General features: G+C 54.4%; 17 protein-coding genes and 1 pseudogene. 6 read left to right on the top strand and 12 right to left on the bottom strand.

Annotated elements, in window-relative coordinates:
• Window positions 1-70 precede the first annotated feature (70 nt).
• Window positions 71-442 carry a VOC family protein gene (locus JHD74_RS16385; RefSeq protein ID WP_024530508.1) on the top strand — a complete coding sequence of 124 codons (372 nt, stop codon included), beginning with the start codon at window positions 71-73 and terminating at the stop codon, window positions 440-442.
• Between the two features lie 89 nt (window positions 443-531).
• On the opposite strand, the gene tus is transcribed toward JHD74_RS16385, so the two are convergent.
• Together tus and JHD74_RS16375 are read right to left on the bottom strand one after the other, a co-directional pair.
• A complete protein-coding gene (tus, locus tag JHD74_RS16380) occupies window positions 532-1,467 on the bottom strand; it encodes a DNA replication terminus site-binding protein (protein WP_074031432.1) in 936 nt (311 codons plus the stop codon).
• 148 nt (window positions 1,468-1,615) lie between these two features.
• The gene (locus tag JHD74_RS16375) at window positions 1,616-2,872 is read right to left on the bottom strand and encodes an MFS transporter (RefSeq protein WP_178380943.1); all 1,257 of its coding nucleotides are present in this window, start codon (window positions 2,870-2,872) and stop codon (window positions 1,616-1,618) included.
• A 144-nt stretch (window positions 2,873-3,016) separates the two neighbouring features.
• Between JHD74_RS16375 and JHD74_RS16370 the strand changes: the two genes are divergently transcribed.
• Both JHD74_RS16370 and JHD74_RS16365 read left to right on the top strand, forming a co-directional pair.
• Window positions 3,017-3,919, top strand: a complete 903-nt coding sequence (locus tag JHD74_RS16370; protein ID WP_199063097.1) for a LysR family transcriptional regulator — start codon at window positions 3,017-3,019, stop codon at window positions 3,917-3,919.
• A 143-nt stretch (window positions 3,920-4,062) separates the two neighbouring features.
• On the top strand, window positions 4,063-5,280 hold the full coding sequence (locus JHD74_RS16365; protein ID WP_024530504.1) for an ROK family transcriptional regulator: 1,218 nt from the start codon (window positions 4,063-4,065) through the stop codon (window positions 5,278-5,280).
• Window positions 5,281-5,336: 56 nt separating this feature from the next.
• Here the strand turns inward: JHD74_RS16365 and JHD74_RS16360 are convergent.
• Window positions 5,337-5,729, bottom strand: a pseudogene (locus tag JHD74_RS16360) (LysR substrate-binding domain-containing protein); the annotation flags it as partial.
• A 185-nt stretch (window positions 5,730-5,914) separates the two neighbouring features.
• On the opposite strand from JHD74_RS16360, the gene bioD reads away from it, so the two are divergent.
• Window positions 5,915-6,595, top strand: a complete 681-nt coding sequence (gene bioD, locus JHD74_RS16355; RefSeq protein WP_024530502.1) for a dethiobiotin synthase — start codon at window positions 5,915-5,917, stop codon at window positions 6,593-6,595.
• Here bioD and clcB read toward each other — a convergent pair.
• Together clcB and JHD74_RS16345 are read right to left on the bottom strand one after the other, a co-directional pair.
• Entirely contained in the window at window positions 6,583-7,863 is a 1,281-nt protein-coding gene (gene clcB / locus JHD74_RS16350; RefSeq protein ID WP_029711745.1) for a voltage-gated ClC-type chloride channel ClcB, read from the bottom strand. The genes bioD and clcB overlap by 13 nt on opposite strands.
• Before the next feature lie 107 nt (window positions 7,864-7,970).
• Window positions 7,971-9,341 carry a cytochrome c peroxidase gene (locus JHD74_RS16345; protein ID WP_024530500.1) on the bottom strand — a complete coding sequence of 457 codons (1,371 nt, stop codon included), beginning with the start codon at window positions 9,339-9,341 and terminating at the stop codon, window positions 7,971-7,973.
• 367 nt (window positions 9,342-9,708) lie between these two features.
• Between JHD74_RS16345 and JHD74_RS16340 the strand changes: the two genes are divergently transcribed.
• Window positions 9,709-11,202: an MDR family MFS transporter gene (locus JHD74_RS16340; protein WP_199063096.1), complete on the top strand. Its 1,494-nt coding sequence runs from the start codon at window positions 9,709-9,711 to the stop codon at window positions 11,200-11,202.
• Between the two features lie 42 nt (window positions 11,203-11,244).
• On the opposite strand, the gene JHD74_RS16335 is transcribed toward JHD74_RS16340, so the two are convergent.
• Together JHD74_RS16335 and JHD74_RS16330 are read right to left on the bottom strand one after the other, a co-directional pair.
• Window positions 11,245-11,544 (bottom strand): DUF1161 domain-containing protein, encoded by a 300-nt coding sequence (locus JHD74_RS16335; RefSeq protein ID WP_098931184.1) that lies wholly within the window; start codon window positions 11,542-11,544, stop codon window positions 11,245-11,247.
• A 77-nt stretch (window positions 11,545-11,621) separates the two neighbouring features.
• A complete protein-coding gene (locus JHD74_RS16330) occupies window positions 11,622-11,981 on the bottom strand; it encodes a DUF1283 family protein (RefSeq protein ID WP_024486637.1) in 360 nt (119 codons plus the stop codon).
• Window positions 11,982-12,115: 134 nt separating this feature from the next.
• On the opposite strand from JHD74_RS16330, the gene JHD74_RS16325 reads away from it, so the two are divergent.
• Window positions 12,116-12,442: a YnfA family protein gene (locus JHD74_RS16325; RefSeq protein WP_065686170.1), complete on the top strand. Its 327-nt coding sequence runs from the start codon at window positions 12,116-12,118 to the stop codon at window positions 12,440-12,442.
• A 42-nt stretch (window positions 12,443-12,484) separates the two neighbouring features.
• Here JHD74_RS16325 and ydfG read toward each other — a convergent pair whose 3' ends face one another.
• The 5 genes from ydfG to JHD74_RS16300 form a co-directional block, all read right to left on the bottom strand.
• Complete coding sequence (gene ydfG, locus JHD74_RS16320; protein ID WP_024530495.1) at window positions 12,485-13,231, bottom strand: bifunctional NADP-dependent 3-hydroxy acid dehydrogenase/3-hydroxypropionate dehydrogenase YdfG; 747 nt, start codon at window positions 13,229-13,231, stop codon at window positions 12,485-12,487.
• A 65-nt stretch (window positions 13,232-13,296) separates the two neighbouring features.
• Complete coding sequence (locus tag JHD74_RS16315; protein WP_074031427.1) at window positions 13,297-13,821, bottom strand: GNAT family N-acetyltransferase; 525 nt, start codon at window positions 13,819-13,821, stop codon at window positions 13,297-13,299.
• 98 nt (window positions 13,822-13,919) lie between these two features.
• A complete protein-coding gene (locus tag JHD74_RS16310; RefSeq protein WP_199063095.1) occupies window positions 13,920-14,978 on the bottom strand; it encodes an aldo/keto reductase in 1,059 nt (352 codons plus the stop codon).
• Between the two features lie 3 nt (window positions 14,979-14,981).
• Window positions 14,982-16,424 (bottom strand): MFS transporter, encoded by a 1,443-nt coding sequence (locus JHD74_RS16305; protein WP_199063094.1) that lies wholly within the window; start codon window positions 16,422-16,424, stop codon window positions 14,982-14,984.
• Window positions 16,425-16,590: 166 nt separating this feature from the next.
• Window positions 16,591-17,232 carry an HAD-IA family hydrolase gene (locus JHD74_RS16300; protein ID WP_024530491.1) on the bottom strand — a complete coding sequence of 214 codons (642 nt, stop codon included), beginning with the start codon at window positions 17,230-17,232 and terminating at the stop codon, window positions 16,591-16,593.
• Window positions 17,233-17,728 lie beyond the last annotated feature (496 nt).

Genomic DNA, 17,728 nt, shown 5'->3' with positions numbered 1-17,728 from the left:
AAACTGACAGTAGGGTGCACTAGAGTGACGTTATCAGGAGCCAGCCGGTTCCCATCCAGAGGATAACGTAATGACTACCCCAAGCATGACCATGATTTATGTCGATAGCCCAGCAAAAAGCGCCGAATTTTATCGCCAGTTGTTGGGAGCCGAACCTGTCGAGCAGTCTCCCACCTTTGCCTTATTTATCTTGAGTAATGGTTTCAAGCTGGGCATGTGGTCAAAACATACCGTAGAGCCTGCTGCAACGGCGACCGGTGGCGGTACAGAGATCTGTTTTATGTGCGAACAACCGCAACAGGTCGATGCGCTCTATCAACAGTGGCGGGATAAAGGATTAACTATCGTGCAATCTCCGGTCGAGCTGGACTTCGGCTACACCTTTGTTGCCGCCGATCCCGATGGTCATCGGCTGCGTGTTTACAAGCTTAACGACGAGTAATTACTTTCGCAGCTCGATTTGACGTGCAGGGGCACACATACTGTGCCCGTTCAACCAAATACCCTGATAAACCGATTTACGTCCGTTAATTATCCCTCAATATCGGTATACAGATGCAGGCGTTTTACCAGCAGGCGCAAGGGTTTAGCCTCCGGCTTATATTTGTGTTTTACCGCTGCCACGTCGTAATTGAGCAGTTCACCGATCTTTGGCACCTGTGCACCCATCTCTGGTTGGCACAAGGCTATCAGCGGTAGCGGGCAGGGGTGTTGCACCTGCTTTTGCTGCGGTTGATACCATACGCGCGCTATGGGTTGCACTTTCACTGGCCGTTTTATTTTTAGCGTCGCGTTCTGCGGCAGGCGGCTGACGTCATCTATCTCACGGCTGACCAGTTCCGCCCATTGTTCGCGGTTGAAGGGCGGAACGGCGCGCCCGGCTTTCAGGCTTTTCTCCAACTGCACCAAGATATCATCGCGCTTCACCTTCTTGATGATGTGCTTGTTGGCCCAGCCAAAACGCACCGAGTCCGGGTTGGTGAGCAGGGTAATGGAGCGATAGGCGCTGAGGGTGATCAAACCATGCAGGTGGGTATGCACAAACTCAAAGCGTTGCTCAGGTGCCAGGCCAGATTCCACGGTAATGATATGTTCCAGTTCTGCCTTAAGCCGGTTGATTAGGGCGATCTGCTGTTGTAGCGCCAGATACTCGGCTCGTTCGGTCTCAAGGCAAATGACACCGGGTAATCTTACCGCCGCCTTGCTGCTGATATGCTGGCGGTTGTGGTGGATAAACAGCCGTTGGTAGTGTTCCAGGGCAAGGTCACGTGCAGCCTGGCCTACATGCTGCTCAACGCTGATCTGTTCGATAGCGGTATGCTCCTTACCTTTTTCAATTTCTGGCAGGCTGAACACCCTTGCTGCCAGCAACCTCAACGGCTGGATTTGCTGGTGGAGTTGCGCCAGCGCCTGTTCCAGCTCGCTAAAACGCGCATTCATTCTGCCGATCAGGCTGTACTTATCCATCATTACCTCGCATTTTAGTTACAACATCCATTGTAGGGCAGTGTAACCAAGGTGGCAACTTCAGCCACATCAGCATCATTAACCACGAGTGAACCAAGCTAAGCAGGGAGGTAATGTGACCCCTCCCAGAGCGGAAGGGGTCTGGAGGCTAGCTACGCGCAGCTTCCGGCAATTTCTTCAGGTAATGGCCAACCAGCAGGGCCAGCAACAGCATCACGCTGATAAAAGCGACTACGCCGCTCCAGCCAAAGTTATGCCAGAACACGCCGCCCAACGTCCCGGCAACGCTGGAACCAACGTAATAACAGAACAGATAGAGCGAAGAAGCCTGGCCTTTGGCGCGGCGTGCGCGGCGGCCAATCCAACTGCTGGCAACCGAGTGGGCGGCAAAGAAACCGGCGGTGAACAGCATCATGCCAATAAAGATCACTGTGACAGGGGCCAGGGCGGTGATCAGTATTCCGATCAGCATAATGATAATGGACGCCAGCAGCACCGGGCCGCGGCCAAATTTGGAGGTCAGGGCACCCGCTTTGGGTGAACTGTATGAACCGGTGAGATACACCACTGACAACAGGCCCACAATGGCCTGGCTAAGATGATAAGGATCGCTCAGCAGGCGGTAGCCAATGTAGTTGAACATCGTCACAAAGCTGCCCATCAGCAGGAAACCTTCGGCAAACAGCAGCGGCAGCCCCTTGTCGTGCCAATGTAGCTTAAAGTTAATCAGCAACGTTCTAGGCCGCAATGAACTGGCGCGGAAGTGCTTGGACGCTGGCAGAATGCGCCAGAACATGCAGGCTGCTGCCAGGGCAAACACCCCAATCACCGCCAGCGAGATCCGCCAGGAAAAGAAATCGGTGAGCACCCCGGTTACCAGGCGGCCACTCATCCCACCGATCGAGTTGCCGCTGATATAGAGGCCCATAGAAAAGGCCACGAAGCTGGGGTGGATCTCTTCGCTCAGGTAGGTCATACCGACTGCCGCAACCCCGCTCAGCGAAAGCCCAATCAGCGCCCGCATCAGCAAGATGCCGTGCCAACTGGTCATAAAGGCACAGATCAGCGTACAGATCGCCGCCAACAGCAGGGCCACCACCATCACCGACTTGCGGCCGATAGCATCGGACAGCGGGCCGGTAAACATCAGACCGATGGCCAACAGCCCAGTGGAAAAGGAGAGGGAAAGGCTGCTCTCGGCTGGGGAGATGCCAAAATCTTGCGAAAGCACCGGCAAGATCGGTTGCACACAGTACAGCAACGCAAAGGTAGCCAGCCCGGCAGAGAACAGCGCCAAGGTCACGCGCATAAACTGCGGTGTACCGCGTTCGATGTAGGGGAGTTTATTCAACGTGGTGCGTTTGGTTGTTGGGGCACTGTCAGGGGCAGGCAGCGTTTTTGGCATACTGGCCGCAGAACGCGAAGCGGTTGTCACAGCGGTTCCTTACCGGGTTCGGGAGATAAAAAATACGTCTTGAGTCACAAAATCATAGGGAGCGGCCAGTTTTTTGTCTAATATATTAATCATCCTAATTAAGATGTTTAAAGTATGAATATCGAACTCAGACATTTGCGTTACTTTGTCGCCGTCGCCGAAGAGCTGCATTTTGGCCGGGCGGCGGAGCGGCTACGGATTTCCCAGCCGCCCCTAAGCCAACAGATCCAAGCACTGGAGGATATGGTGGGTGCGCGTTTGCTGGCGCGCAATAACCGTAACGTCAGCCTGACCCAGGCGGGTGAGATGTTCTTGAAAGAAGCCTATCAGGTGCTTGCCCAGGTCAACCGGGCTGCAGAGAAGGCAGCCCGCCTGGAGCGTGGCGAACTGGGTGAGCTGACGATTGGCTTTACCTCCTCGGCTCCTTTTATCAGCGTGGTTTCCCGTAGCTTGCGGGCCTTTCGCCAGTTATCACCGGATGTGCATATCAAAATGCGCGAGGTGAACACCAAGCAACAGCTTGAGCCGCTGCTCAACGGAGAACTGGATCTGGGCGTGATGCGCAATACCCGCCTGCCGGATGCGCTGCAACATCAGCTGTTATTACGCGAGCCCTTGCTTGCCGTGGTGCCGAATGGTCACCCGTTAACCCTTAAGGCTCCAGGCACGCTGCGTTTCAGCGATTTGGCCCAGGAACCCTTCGTGTTCTTTTCCCGTGAAGTGGGCACTGCGCTGTACGACGAAATTCTGGCTTTGCTGGCCAATGCTGGTATCGCCCCTTACATCACGCAAGAAGTGGGGGAAGCGATGACTATTATCGGTCTGGTCGCTGCCGGGTTAGGGATTTCCATTTTGCCGATGTCATTTGGCAGAGTGAAGATCGATGGGGTGACCTATCTCCCTTTGGCCGAGCCGGAGGCGATGACCGAGGTCTGGTTGGTGCACCATCGTAGCAGGCCGTTAACGGCAGCGGCCAAGGCGTTAATGGCGCTGATGCTCAAGCCCAAAGCTGTGTAAATAAGAGGCGTTTTTGACGGAAAGCTCGGTGAATTTGTGCTGTTAATCACATAACGAATCAAATAGTTGACGCTGTATTCCAAAAGCCCCACCATAGCCTCTAATCTTTATTTAGAAGCGCGAAAAATAGTAGGAGCGGGTGTGTGATTGCTGATGGGCAGCCTGGGCATATTGATCAGATCAAGCAAACCAATGCAGGGGCAGTTTACCGGCTGATAGATCGGCTGGGGCCGATTTCGCGCATCGAATTATCCAAGCGGGCACAGCTGGCACCTGCCAGTATCACCAAGATAGTGCGTGAACTGCTCGAAGCGCATCTGGTTAAAGAAACCGAATATCAGGAAGTGGGCAGCCGTGGCCGACCGGCCGTTGGCCTGGTGCTGGACACCGAAGCCTGGCATTACCTCTCTGCACGTATCAGCCGTGGCACCATTACCTTGGCGCTGCGCGATCTCAGCAGCAAGATGGTGGTTGAAGAACTGCTGCCGTTAAAAGCCGAACATGCCGAGCCGTTATTACAGCGCATTGTCAGCGAAGTAGACCAGTTCTTTATCCGCCACCAAAGCAAACTCGAGCGTTTAACCGCCATTGCCATCACGCTGCCCGGCATGATTGATACCGCTGCGGGTATTGTTCACCGCATGCCGTTTTATGACGTCAATGAAATGGCATTGGGGCCAGCGTTAGAAGCACTGACGGGCCTACCGGTTTATGTTCAGCATGATATCTGCGCCTGGACGATGGCAGAAGCGCTGTATGGCGCATCCCGTGGTAGCCATAACGTCATTCAGGTCGTTATCGATCATAACGTCGGCGCAGGGGTGATTACTAACGGACGCGTACTGCATGCGGGCAGCAGCAGCGTGGTGGAGATCGGTCACACACAGGTCGATCCTTACGGTAAGCGCTGCTATTGCGGCAACCACGGTTGCCTGGAAACGGTCGCCAGCATTGAAAACATGCTGGAAATTGCCCAGCAACGTCTGGGTGGCTCGATGTCTTCCATGCTGCATGGCGCACCATTGACCGTGGAATCACTGTGCGATGCGGCTTTGGCTGGCGATCAGTTAGCCAAAGATATTATTCTTGGCGTCGGACACAGCGTCGGGCGCATCGTGGCGATCATGGTCAACCTGTTCAACCCGGAAAAAATCCTGGTGGGTTCACCGTTGAACCGTGCCGCAGAAATTCTGCATCCGGCGATTGCTTCCTGCATCCGTCAGCAATCCTTGCCTGCGTACAGCGAACATGTGCAAGTTGAATCCACCCAATTCTTCAACCAAGGCACCATGCCGGGTGCTGCACTGGTGAAAGAAGCCATGTATAACGGCTCTTTGTTGGTGAAGTTGCTACAAGGTTGATTTAGCTGTCGTCTTTCACGCTGTGGCGTAATCTGCCCGGGAATTGGATCCAAAAGCTACACTTCCAGCGTCTCCTTGGCGGGGATGCGTTTTTGGCCGATCCTAAGAGCTTCAAGGACCAACGAGAACGCAGGAGAAGGCTGTTTGCGACTGGGATAATACAGGTAGTAGCCAGGGAAGGGTTTGCACCATTGCTCCAGCACACGAACCAGATTACCGTCTTTAATATGTGCTCCAAATTCTTCTTCTGGCAAAAAAGCAATCCCGTGTCCTGTGAGCGCCGCAGCAACAATATGTTCAGAGCTATTGAAAATGAGCTGTCCGCTGACGCGGACATTAAGATCCCCCTCATCTTGATCAAAATCCCAGATAGACAACCCTCCAGACCTGACCATCCGTTGATTTATGCGCCTGTGTTGCGTCAACTCATGCGGGGTGTTGGGGACAGGAGGTACGTTTTCGTTCCATTGGCTTTGATGCCCCTTATCAGAGTTTCTTATTCTTTACCGCCAAAAGATTGAGCTACCTCAAGCCCCCGTTGAGTTGCATCCCCTAGACTTTTGCCGTAGGACGACTCTCGCCGTGATTTACGGCGATTTTTTAGGTTAACGAGGCATTTCAAGGCAATCTATTCATGTTAAAGCGTTTATTTGTTACAGGCACGGATACCGACGTAGGCAAGACTGTGGTTTCTCGCGGTTTATTGCAGGCTTTCGCTGCGCAAGGTCGTTCAGTGGCGGGTTATAAGCCCATTGCGGCTCGCTGCCAGGAAACCAGTGAAGGCATCCGCAATAGAGACGCTTTAGTTTTACAGGCCTCTTCCTCTGTGCCGCTGTCCTATGACGAAATCAATCCGATCACCTGTCTGGATGAGGTGTTTCATGCTCATGCGACCCAGGATATTGATTACGGACTGATGAGCCGTGGTTTGCACCATCTCGCCGCCAAGGCAGATACAGTCGTGGTAGAGGGCAGCGGCGGCTGGCGGGTATTGATGAACGATCTCCGTCCTTATGCCGAATGGGTGGTACAGGAACAACTGCCGGTTATCCTGGTGGTCGGGATCAAACTGGGCTGTGTCAGCCATGCGCTATTGACCGCACAGGCAATTATTAACGATGGCTTACCATTGCTGGGCTGGGTGGCTAATCGTATCAACCCCGGTTTAGCGCACTACGCAGAAACTATTGATGCGATGCAGCAGCGTATTCCGGCTCCGTTGCTGGGTGAGATCCCTTATCTGCCGCGTGCGGAACAACGTGAGTTGGCACAGTATCTGGATGTTTCGCAGTTGGTTGACCGCTACGTGTTGTGATAAACCGACAGTGGGCGTAGCCCGCGAGCAATGGTGGTGGCGATAACGCAAGCCAACAGAATGCCTGGCAGCAGGGTATATTCCCCGGTCATCTCAAACACCATTAATGCCGCCATAATTGGCGCATGAGTGGTGGCAGCCAGCAATGTCGCCATACCAGTCAGTGCTAGCAGAATGGGCACTGCAATACCCAACTCTGGCCATAGACCAAGCATCTGGCCCACTACCGAGCCCAATGCAGCCCCCACGAATAATGTCGGCGTAAACACGCCACCAGGTGCACCTGAGCCACTGCTGGCCAACAGGGCTAACAGTTTGCAAATCAGGATCGCACTGACCAGCAGTATCCCCGGTGGGGCCGAGAGTAAAGATTGCACCACGCTATAGCCATTTCCCCAGACTTCGGGATACAACAAGGAAAGCAACCCGACGATCAGCCCGCCAAGCGCCAGCTGTAATGGCGGTATGAGGTTAAGTGAGCGAAATGCCCGGCCACTGGCCGCCATCGCCCACAGAAACAGCGGGCCACAAACGCCTGCCAGTATGCCCACCAAAGCCATTAACAGATACTGCACCGGCCAGGGGGCAGCAAGCGGCTCCACGATATAGAGCGGGGCCTGGCCACCGTTCAGCAGATTGGTCATTAGCAGCGCACTCACGGCGGCGATCACTACTGGGCCAAGCGAGGCCAGCATCAGTGAACCAAACAGGATTTCCGCGATAAACAGGCTACCCGCCAACGGGGCATGATAGGCGCTAGCCATCCCGGCTGCGGCAGCGCAAGCCACCCACAATTTCCATTCTTTCGCCGGGGTAAAGCGCTGGGCAAATACCGAACCCACCAATGCCCCCAGCAGGATCATCGCCCCCTCGCGGCCAATGGCACTACCGCTGGAAACCACCAACAGCGAGGCCAGGCATTTTATCAGGCTGGCGTTAACGGCCAATCGTCCGTCACCGGCTTCAATCGCTTCCATATAATCCGTTGGGGCGATGGGTTTTTGATGTTGGTAACGTTGGTAGATCCACAACAAAAAGCCAGCGGCCAATCCACCTAACGCGGGCGTTAACGCTCTCCGCCATCCTGGCAGTGCAGCAGCAGCGGCCACCAAACTGCCTTCGTCGTGATCCAGCAACAGCCATTCAAGCCCGAGCATGGCGCGGTGAAATAACCATACGGCCAGCGCAGCACAAATGCCGAGTAGGATGGCAATCAACAGATGGCGCAGCAGGGCGCGATAGTGATGCAGAGGGACCAGTTGATTCATGTGTTGGCAGATGATGAAGAATAAGAGGTTCAGGTGGGCATTGTGCTTGTCTACCCACCTGAAAACCAGCGAATCTTTATCAGAACCCTGGCGTTGTGGCTAAAGTATTAACCGGCCGGAGGCGTGGCAGGCTGATATTTACCGCTCATGCTTTCCAGCAGCGCGACCAGATCCTTGATATCGTTGTCCGGCAGGGTAACGCCGACCTGATAGGTCAGCATATCCTTGACCGCCTGATGTAGCGAAGTCACGCTGCCGTCATGGAAGTAAGGGGCGGTTTGGGCGATGTTACGTAACGTCGGGGTTTTGAAGCGGTGACGATCGCCATCATTTTTAGTGACGTTGTAACGGCCAAGGTCGGCCTCGGTGAGGTTACCGCGAGCGGCAAAGTAATCCGCTTTCAGCCCCATCACCTCATACGATTGGCCGCCAAGGTTGACCCCAGTATGGCAGGTGCCGCATTTGTTTTGCTGGAACAACTGGTAGCCGTGTTTTTGTTGCGCCGTCAGGGCATTGCTATCGCCCTTAAGATAGCGATCAAACGGGCTATCTGGCGTGATCAGTGTCTTTTCGAACTCGGCAATGGCGTCGGTAATGTTTTCGCCGGTGAAGCCGTTAGCATAGACGCGCCGGAAATCGGCCTTCAGCAAGGCGTCCTGATCCAGTTTAGCGATGATTTCATCCCAGGACTCAGAGGCCATCTCGATCGGGTTCATTGGCGGGCCACCGGCCTGAGCCTGTAAATCTGCCGCTCGGCCATCCCAGAATTGCGCCATATTGAAGGCCGCATTAAACACCGTCGGGGCGTTGATTGGCCCCACCTGATCGCCAACCCCCAAAGATGAGACGCGGCCATCCACGCCACCTTCGCCCAGCTTATGGCAGTGGGCACATGAGATGCTGTTATCTTTCGACAGGCGCGGATCGTGGAACAGGCGGAAGCCCAGTGCCACTTTCTGCGGATCGGTAGGTAGCGAGGCAGGCACCGGCTGTAAGGCGGCACCACGCAGTTCAGCTGGCGTATCCGGCAAAGTGTAGAACTGCTCGCGCTGTTGACGGACCCAGCTCAGTAGTTCATTGCGATCGCCGGCACTGACGTTTCCGGCCCAGTGGACCATCTTATACAGTGGAGGTGGCATCTCCTGGTTTTGCAGCACGGCTTCCAGCTTGGCCAGATCGACCTCAGGCACCGCGGTTTTTTGTTGCAGAGCGGAGCGGGTCGCATCTAGGTTGAAATGCTGATTTCCACGGAGGATATCCTGCGCCATAATTTGTTTGGCGATCGGCAACTCAGCATAGAAGGGAAGTTGAGCCGAGTTGGAGTGGCAATAGTCGCAGCCGTTGCGGGTTAACAGGGTATCGATTTGATTGCCAGCAACCACGGGGTTTCGCTGTTGATCGTAATGGTAGACATAACCGACGGTCCCCAAATAGCCGACGACGGCGGTAACGGCACATCCCAGAATGATTTTTTTAATCATGTTCTCGCTCCAATGAGTTGATTTCCAAATAGCCCTACATATAAAGAGGTAATAAAATGGGCAAGTCAGATTGTCACGACCTGGGGCGGTTGGCAACTTGATTAAAATCAATCACTATCATTGGTTTGCACTATCGTTCGGATAGGTTTTAACGATAAAGCAGGCGTGGCTTGACTTTCAGGTTGCTTCTAAGAAATACCTTATTATTCAATAGGGTGTTTATTTATGGATGATACCGTCACAATGTGTTCAATTGGTGCGTTGTTGCGGTTTTTTGGTGCACAACATCCCCCTGACAAACTACAGCGTCCCCCGGCTGTTATACTGCGGGAAAATAAAAGATATAGGGACACATGATAAACTGATGACCACTAACACTTCTTCGAGCACAGTCCAAGTAGCTCATCGGCCATTGATCCTGTTTGCCTGCATGCTGGCGATGTTCATGTCTGCCATCGAAGCGACCATTGTCGCCACCGCGATGCCGACGATTATTGGCGACCTGGGTGGTTTTTCGTTGCTAGGCTGGGTGTTTTCGGTCTATTTGCTGGCACAGGCCATTACTATCCCGATCTACGGACGGTTGGCGGATTTATACGGCCGGAAACCGGTCTTTTTCTTTGGCGCCACGCTGTTCCTGTTGGGGTCGATCCTGTGCGGTTTCTCATCGAATATGTATTGGCTGATTGCCTTCCGCCTGTTGCAAGGGCTGGGGGCCGGGGCGATCATGCCGATTGCCACCACCGTGATCGGTGATATTTACAGCGCCACCGAACGGCCAAAAGTGATGGGGTATATCTCTAGCGTCTGGGGTGTTTCGGCCATTCTTGGTCCGTTACTGGGGGCGTTTATCGTGCAACACACGTCTTGGGCACTGGTATTTTGGGTTAACCTGCCCATTGGCCTGCTGGCGATGTATTTCCTGGGGCGTTACCTGCCAGACCTTAAACAGGGGCGCAAACATGCGTTGGATCTGGCGGGAACGGCTTGGCTGACGATCTTTGTCGCCGCCTTACTGCTGTCACTCTTGCAGGCGGAAATGCTGGGATGGTGGGTAATACCGTTGCTGGCGTTGGCGTTAGTGGCGCTGAAGTTGTTAATTCGTCAGGAGCGCCTTACTCCTGAACCGCTGTTCCCGCTGGCCCTGTGGCAAAACCGCGTGATTGTGGCGGGCAATATTGGCGGCGTGGTGATCGGTGCTGCCATGATGGGTATTAGCGCCTTCTTGCCGACCTTCATTCAGGGCGTGAAGGGCGGAACTCCGCTGGAAGCCGGTACTACGTTGGCCTTGATGTCGATTGGCTGGCCGTTGGCCAGTATGCTGAGTGGGCGTTTGATGCTGCTGACGTCTTATCGCACCACAGCACTGCTTGGTGCGCTGCTGTTGGCGACCGGGGGCTTTATCCTGCTGTTGTTACAGCCTTCAGGTGGTTTACTGTGGGGGCGGGTTGCGGCGTTCATCATCGGGGTCGGTATGGGGTTGTGCAACACCACCTTCCTGGTCTCAGTACAGAATGCGGCACATTACAGTATTCGCGGTATCGCCACCGCCTGCACGGTATTCACCAGGATGGTCGGTTCGGCCATCGGCACCGCCATTCTGGGGGCCACGTTGAATATCAACCTGCATTTGCGGCTGCCACACACGGTTGATCCGGTGCAGCAGCTGATGGAGCCAGAGGTTCGCAACACCATGCGGCCAGAGGCGCTGGCGGATCTCATTGGGCATGTTGCCGCCTCAATGCATTGGGTATTCCTGGTCTCGGCGTTGATATCGCTGTTTGCCTTGGGCGCGGCTATGCTGATCCCGGCGCGTCATCGGCCACAGGGCGAAGGTGAAGAGGTTAAACAGGCCTAACGAAGAAGAAGGGCGCAGTAACGAACTGCGCCCTGGAGCCGGTTACTGCGGGGCTTGGGTGTCTTGGCTGGTGCCAGTTTGCGCCGCGTCGCCGCTTTCGTCGCCGTTAATCAGGCGGGTATAGACGATTTTCTGCGTGTCTTGGCCACAGTGGCCGACCACCTGTCCACCGGCAAGGTTCGCCTGATCGTTAGGCACGATCTCCAGCTTGAAGCCGGATTCCGGTACGCCGTTATTGACAATCTTCTGGGCAATATCCGCCTTTATGCTCTCACATGAGGCAAAAGCGGCCAGCGGCGCGGTGGCTAACAGCAGTACACCTACTACAAGCGCTTTTTTCATCATTGGATCCTTATTTGAGACGAATGTTCTTTGTCAGGATAGCAGCATCAGGTTGAATAGTTTACCCTTACTCGCTATTACTGCGTGACTGGACGGCCAGTGGTGCGATCCAGACACTTACGGGTTGACGATTCCCAATAGGCATTGACGTTGTAGCTGTTATCACAACGATCTTCGTCATCTATAGCACGGTCAACCTTGTCAAACTCCTTCTCGACACGGGTGTTAACCTTGCTGCGCAGCGATTTGGTTTCGTTCCACTGCTCTTTGCTTTGACGAGCCTGTTCGTTGCTCATGGCTGCGCCGCCGCTGCCGTCAACCGTGACGCAGGTGCTGCCCTGGGTGCAAGAGGCAGCGAAGGCAGGAGCTTGCCAGGCACCGGCCAGCAACAACATGGCAACCGGTAACATCAGGCGCGGAAGGGAAAGTAATTTCATCGTTTCATCCTTATCAGTGAGTGTTGCATCCACCAGCAACACTGGCTATAGCATGGGTTAAATATATCACCGTGCTGTAATATTGCACCAGCGCATCGCCTTGTTCGTTTAATTTACTGAGAGAAAGAGCGGTAATGTTAAAAACCACTTTATTGTTTTTTGCCACAGCGTTGGCCGAAATTATTGGCTGTTTCTTGCCTTATCTGTGGCTAAAGAAAAACGCCAGCGCCTGGCTGTTGCTGCCTGCGGCCCTCAGCCTGATGCTGTTTGTCTGGTTGTTGACGCTGCATCCTGCTGCCAGTGGGCGAGTCTATGCCGCTTATGGTGGAGTCTATGTGGCAACGGCGCTGCTTTGGCTGCGAGTAGTAGATGGCGTGAAGTTGTCGACCATGGATTGGTTGGGGGCCGGAGTGGCACTGCTGGGGATGTTGATTATCGTTTCCGGTTGGCGCACGGCGTGAGTTGAAATAGCAGGGCGGGTGCCCTGCCACAGAGTAGAACTGTTAACCGCGATGAATGCTCAGCCCGGCAAAGGACTGGCTGACCGGCATCATTTCCAAGGTATTGATATTGACGCGGGCAGGCAGCGTTGCCACCCAGAATACCGCTTCGGCAACATCATCCGGCGTCAGGGCATCTACCCCTTGATAGGTTTTATCTACCTTGCCGTCATCCCCTTTGAAACGCACGTTGGAGAACTCGGTGCCGCCAACCATGCCAGGCTCAATATCGGTAACGCGAATATGAGTGCCGTGCAGATCGGCGCGTAGACCCAGGCTAAACTGTTTAACGAAGGCCTTGGTAGCGCCGTAAACGTTACCACCGGCATAAGGCCAGTTGGCGGCGGTGGAGCCGATGTTGATCACATGGCCAACGTTACGTTCCACCATGGCTGGCAGTAGCGCGCGGGTCATATTGACCAACCCTTTGGTGTTGGTATCGATCATGGTTTCCCAATCGTCCGCATTGGCTTTGTGCGCAGGTTCCAGGCCCAACGCCAGACCGGCGTTATTCACCAGTACGTCGACGTTGCGCAGCGCAGCGGGTAACTCTTCGATGGCCTGCTGGATCGCCGCACGGTTGCGGACATCCAAACGCACGATATGCAGTGCTTCACCGAGTTCTGTCTGCAGCGCCTCCAGGCGCTCTACACGACGGCCAGTGGCAATCACCTGATGGCCTTCACCGATAAACTTGCGGGCAATTGCTTCACCAAAACCGGAGGTAGCGCCCGTGACAAAAATAATCATGCTGCTGTTCCTTAACTGTTTTTAGCCTGCATCCACTCTAACGCGGTTGCGTTAACCCTGCAATTTTAACCGGTGATGGCCGGCACGTGGTAAACCACACAGTCGTATTTGATATTCTCGCGGCGGCCTTGCACGGTGCCACCCAGTGATTCGGCAATGCGGCGGCTTGGCGTGTTCTGCTCGGCGACGGGGTAGATGAAGTACGGCGGGTGGTAGCGTTCGCTAGCCCATTTTGCCATGGCATGGACGATTTCGCGGCCATAGCCGTTGCCGTGCAGGCTCTCTTTCACCCAGATCCCGAGTTCCGGTTTTTGCTGGTGCAGATTATGCACGCCACCCATGCCAACGAACTGCTTGCTGTCACGCAGTCGTGCCACAAAGATGACTTCTTCACCTTCACGGATCAACGGTAACCAGCCTTCCCAGACGTTGGCAAATGCCTCGGGAGACTCTTCTGGTTCAAAGGTTAAAAAACGCGTTAGCGTAGGGGTGATCGCCTGGTAAACATCGTCGGCGTCTGCTGCGGTAAAGGGGGCAATCAACAACCGATCGGTATCCACACGGCACTGAGTAAGGTCACTGTGCATCATTATTATTACCTCGCTTTTCAGGCCTAAAACGGCAAAAATCCGCTCCCGTTAAAACGGGGCGGATCATCGATATTACGTTGATTAGCGGCAGATGCGACTTATTTTTTTACCAGGTGAGGGGCAAGGAGCAAAAGGTCGGCCGCAGAGAGACGATCCGGCGCGGTTGAGGCTTGGTGCCAGTACGGATAAATCAGCGGCGGACGGCTTACTTCTTCCAAGCGCTGCAGCTCTTCTTCGTTGAGGATCAGGTTGGCCGCGTGCAGGTTATCTTTGAGCTGCTCTGCGTTACGGGCACCGATGACCACCGAAGTGATCGTTGGGCGAGCCAACAGCCAGGCCAGCGCTATTTGTGCCGCAGAGATACCGCGGGAATGAGCGATTTCCACCAGCACCTCAACAATATCAAACAGCGCGTCTTGATCACGCACCGGTGGCTCACCCCAGTTGGCCAGATGGCGCGTGCCTTCAGGTGTGGGTTGATTACGGCGGTATTTACCCGAGAGCAGGCCACCGGCCAATGGGCTCCAGACCAACACCCCAAGCCCCTGATCCTGAGCAACAGGCAACAGTTCATATTCCGCTTCGCGCGCCTGTAGGCTGTAATGGATCTGTTGGCTGACCGGGCGCACCAATCCCAACCGTTCCGCGCTGCCCAGGTGTTTCATCAGGTGCCAACCGGAGAAGTTTGACAAACCGGTGTAACGCACCTTGCCGCTGCTCACCAGATCCTCCAGCGCCCGCAGCGTTTCGTCCACTGGGGTGATGCCGTCCCACTCGTGCAACTGATAGAGATCGAGATAGTCGGTATTCAGGCGTTTCAGGCTGGCTTCGCAGGCGCGGATCAGGTGGTGGCGTGATAACCCGGCATCGTTCGGGCCACTGCCCATAGGGAAACGGGCCTTACTGGCGACCAGCACTTCGTGGCGTTTACTGCCCAATGCCTGGCCGAGGATCTCCTCCGATTGGCCTGCGGAATAGACGTCGGCGGTATCGAACAGGTTGATCCCCGCATCAATACACATGGCGATTTGATTGCGCGCCTCGTTAACGTCTGTCGCGCCGGTTTTGGCGAACTTGCCTTGTCCTCCAAAGGTCATGGTGCCTAAACTTAGAGCCGAAACTTTAAGGCCGGACCGGCCAAGTTGACGGTATTGCATCGTTTAACTCCTTACTTTGGTTGCCATAGATTTTTCAGACGTAGGGGCACTTTTCCTCTGGCGGATTTCATTGCCCGCCTCTGCGCCCAGCGTAAAGCTATCCAGCACCGCCACCAGGGCGATCACGCCAATTACGATAAAGGCCAACTGGAAGTCGGCCAGCGGCACCGCGCCCTGTTGCTGCGGCATCAGCATTTCCGCCAACCGCAGCGCCAGCGCACCGATGGCGATACCCAGGCCGCTGCCCATCTGCTGGGCCATATTGAACAGGGTATTAGCTCCGCTCATGCGTGGTTGCGGCACTTCGGAAAACGCCAGCGTATTCAGCGCGGTGAACTGCATCGAACGTGTCAAGCCACTGACAAACAGCAGCGTCAGGATCAACCAGGTAGGGGTCTGCGGGGTTAGCAGCGCGCAGGCAAAAATGGTAGCGGCATTAAGTAAGCCGTTGACTACCAGCGTGGTACGAAAACGGAACCGGTAGAGGATTGCTGAGGTGAACGGCTTCATTACCAGATTACCGGCAAACACCGCCAGCACCAACAACCCCGCATCGAAGGCATTCAGCCCAAAGCCGATTTGAAACAGTAGGGGCAGCAGAAACGGCACGGCACCGATAGCAATGCGGAACAGAGTGCCGCCCTTAATAGTGACAGCGTAACTTTTTACCCGCATCGCCCAGAGATCTATCAAGGGATAGGCGTGGTGTTTGGCGTGACGTATCGCCAGGCTTCCCAGCGCCAGGCTAGCGGCCAGACATGACAGAGGCACTAGCCACGAGAGTTGCGGACTGTTGATCAGATCCAGCCCAAACATCAGCCCAAAGCAGGCGACTCCGGTGAGCACAAAACCCAATCCATCAAAGGCAACGCCTTTCTGCGCGGGCTCATGAGGGATCAAGCGCCAAGCGAAGAACAGTGCCAACAGGCCAAGCGGCACGTTGAGGATGAAAATCCAGTGCCAGGAAGCGTAGGTGGTGATAAAACCGCCAACCGGTGGCCCCAGGACCGGGGCGGCTAATCCTGGCCAGGTGATAGTGGCAATGGCGTTGATCAGATCGGGTTTGGCGGTATTACGCAGCACCACCAGGCGGCCCACCGGCACCATCAAAGCGCCGCCAAAGCCTTGCAGGATACGAGCCGCAGTAAACTGTGGCAAGGTGGTACTGAGGGCGCATAGCACCGAGGCCAGAGTAAAGATAACGATGGCGGCGGTGAAAATATTGCGGGCACCAAAGCGGTTGGCGATCCAGCCGCTGGCGGGGATAAACACCGTCAGGGTAAGAATATAGGCCGAAACCCCGATGTTCATATCTACCGGCTGTACGCCAAAGGCTGTCGCCATTTGCGGCATCGCGGTGACGATCACCGTAGCGTCCAGGTTTTCCATAAAGAATGCCCCGGCAACCAGCAGAGGAAGCGCGCTAGCGCGCGAGAACCAACTCATGGACGGCTCCGGCTGGAGTGCGGTAAATAGGCAGACATAACAGAAATCCCGTTTCAAAAATCACTACGTCGGATTTTTGAGCATAACGCATCACGGGGAGGTTAAAAAGAAGTTAATGGAGTGATTATTAGCGGGCACAGCAAACGTGCCCGCCAGCGTGTTGTAGTCACCAGGATAAATGGATGATGTCGTCGATCAACTCGGCTTTAAAGCTACTCAAGTCGGCCACGGTGGCCTTGATTTGCGGGGAAGAAATCGGCACGCCGTTACCGATGACGATCACTTGCCCACCGGCGGCAAGGGCGGAGTTCACGCCAGAAATCGCATCTTCAAAAATCACGCATTTCTGCACCGGCAGGCCAAATCCGGCTGCCGCCATCAGATAGGGTTCTGGATGGGGTTTGCCGTGCACGATATCTTCCGAAGTGATCATCATGTGGGGCCGTGGGATGCCTGCGCTGATCATGCTTTGCATCGACACTTTCTTGGCGCCGGAGGTGACAATTGCCCAGCATTGTGGCGGCAACTGGCGCACCAGCTCAACGGCACCGCTAATGGCACTAACCTGACTGAGAGCCTCGATGGCGAGCGTTTTGACTTCATCAACGCACTGTGGGTTGTCAAAGTAAGGAGAGACGATCCGCAGCGTTTCCTCGATAGTACGCCCGTGAATATTTGCCAGAACGTAGTCCACATCCAGATGATGCCGGGTTGCCCATTCAGACCACAATTTCTCTATACAGGCTCCTGAGTCCACCAAGGTACCGTCCAGGTCAAACAGCACTGCCTTGCAAGCGATAGCGTTCATAAGTCCCTTTGATTTAAAGCTTCGGTTTCCCAATAACAACAGAGTGATGGCAAGGCATTGTTGACTGAAATCAATGGATTGTTTAAATCACAGCCGGAATGTAAAAAATGCGATATTGATGGGCCGCATGAAGCCGCAGAGCGCGGTTAAAATAAATGGTTAAGGTTTGGATAAGAAAACGGTCAGGCAGTGGAAAAAAGTGAAACAACATGATGCTTTTTATCATGGCCGATCCCTCAGAAGAAAATAAAGTATCGGGGCTGAGGCCAGTATGGAGCCACTGGGCTTCGCTCTATATATTCACAAAAGAAATGATTGGCAATATTTTGAAATTATTTCATTATGACTACTTAATGGGTAGCATAGGTTCATAGAAAATCAATGTGAATGGTTGATTATTTGTCATGAGCGCTTGGGTAATGAATTGCTATAACCCCAACCTATTGCATCAATTATGTTTTTTATCCTGACATAATCCGCATGAGGGGGACTTTAT

The organism is Serratia sp. ASV30, assembly GCF_016428815.1.
Classification (GTDB): domain Bacteria; phylum Pseudomonadota; class Gammaproteobacteria; order Enterobacterales; family Enterobacteriaceae; genus Chania; species Chania fonticola_C.
Note: the sequence above shows the minus strand (reverse complement) of the source record. Positions and strands in the feature narration are given on the sequence as shown.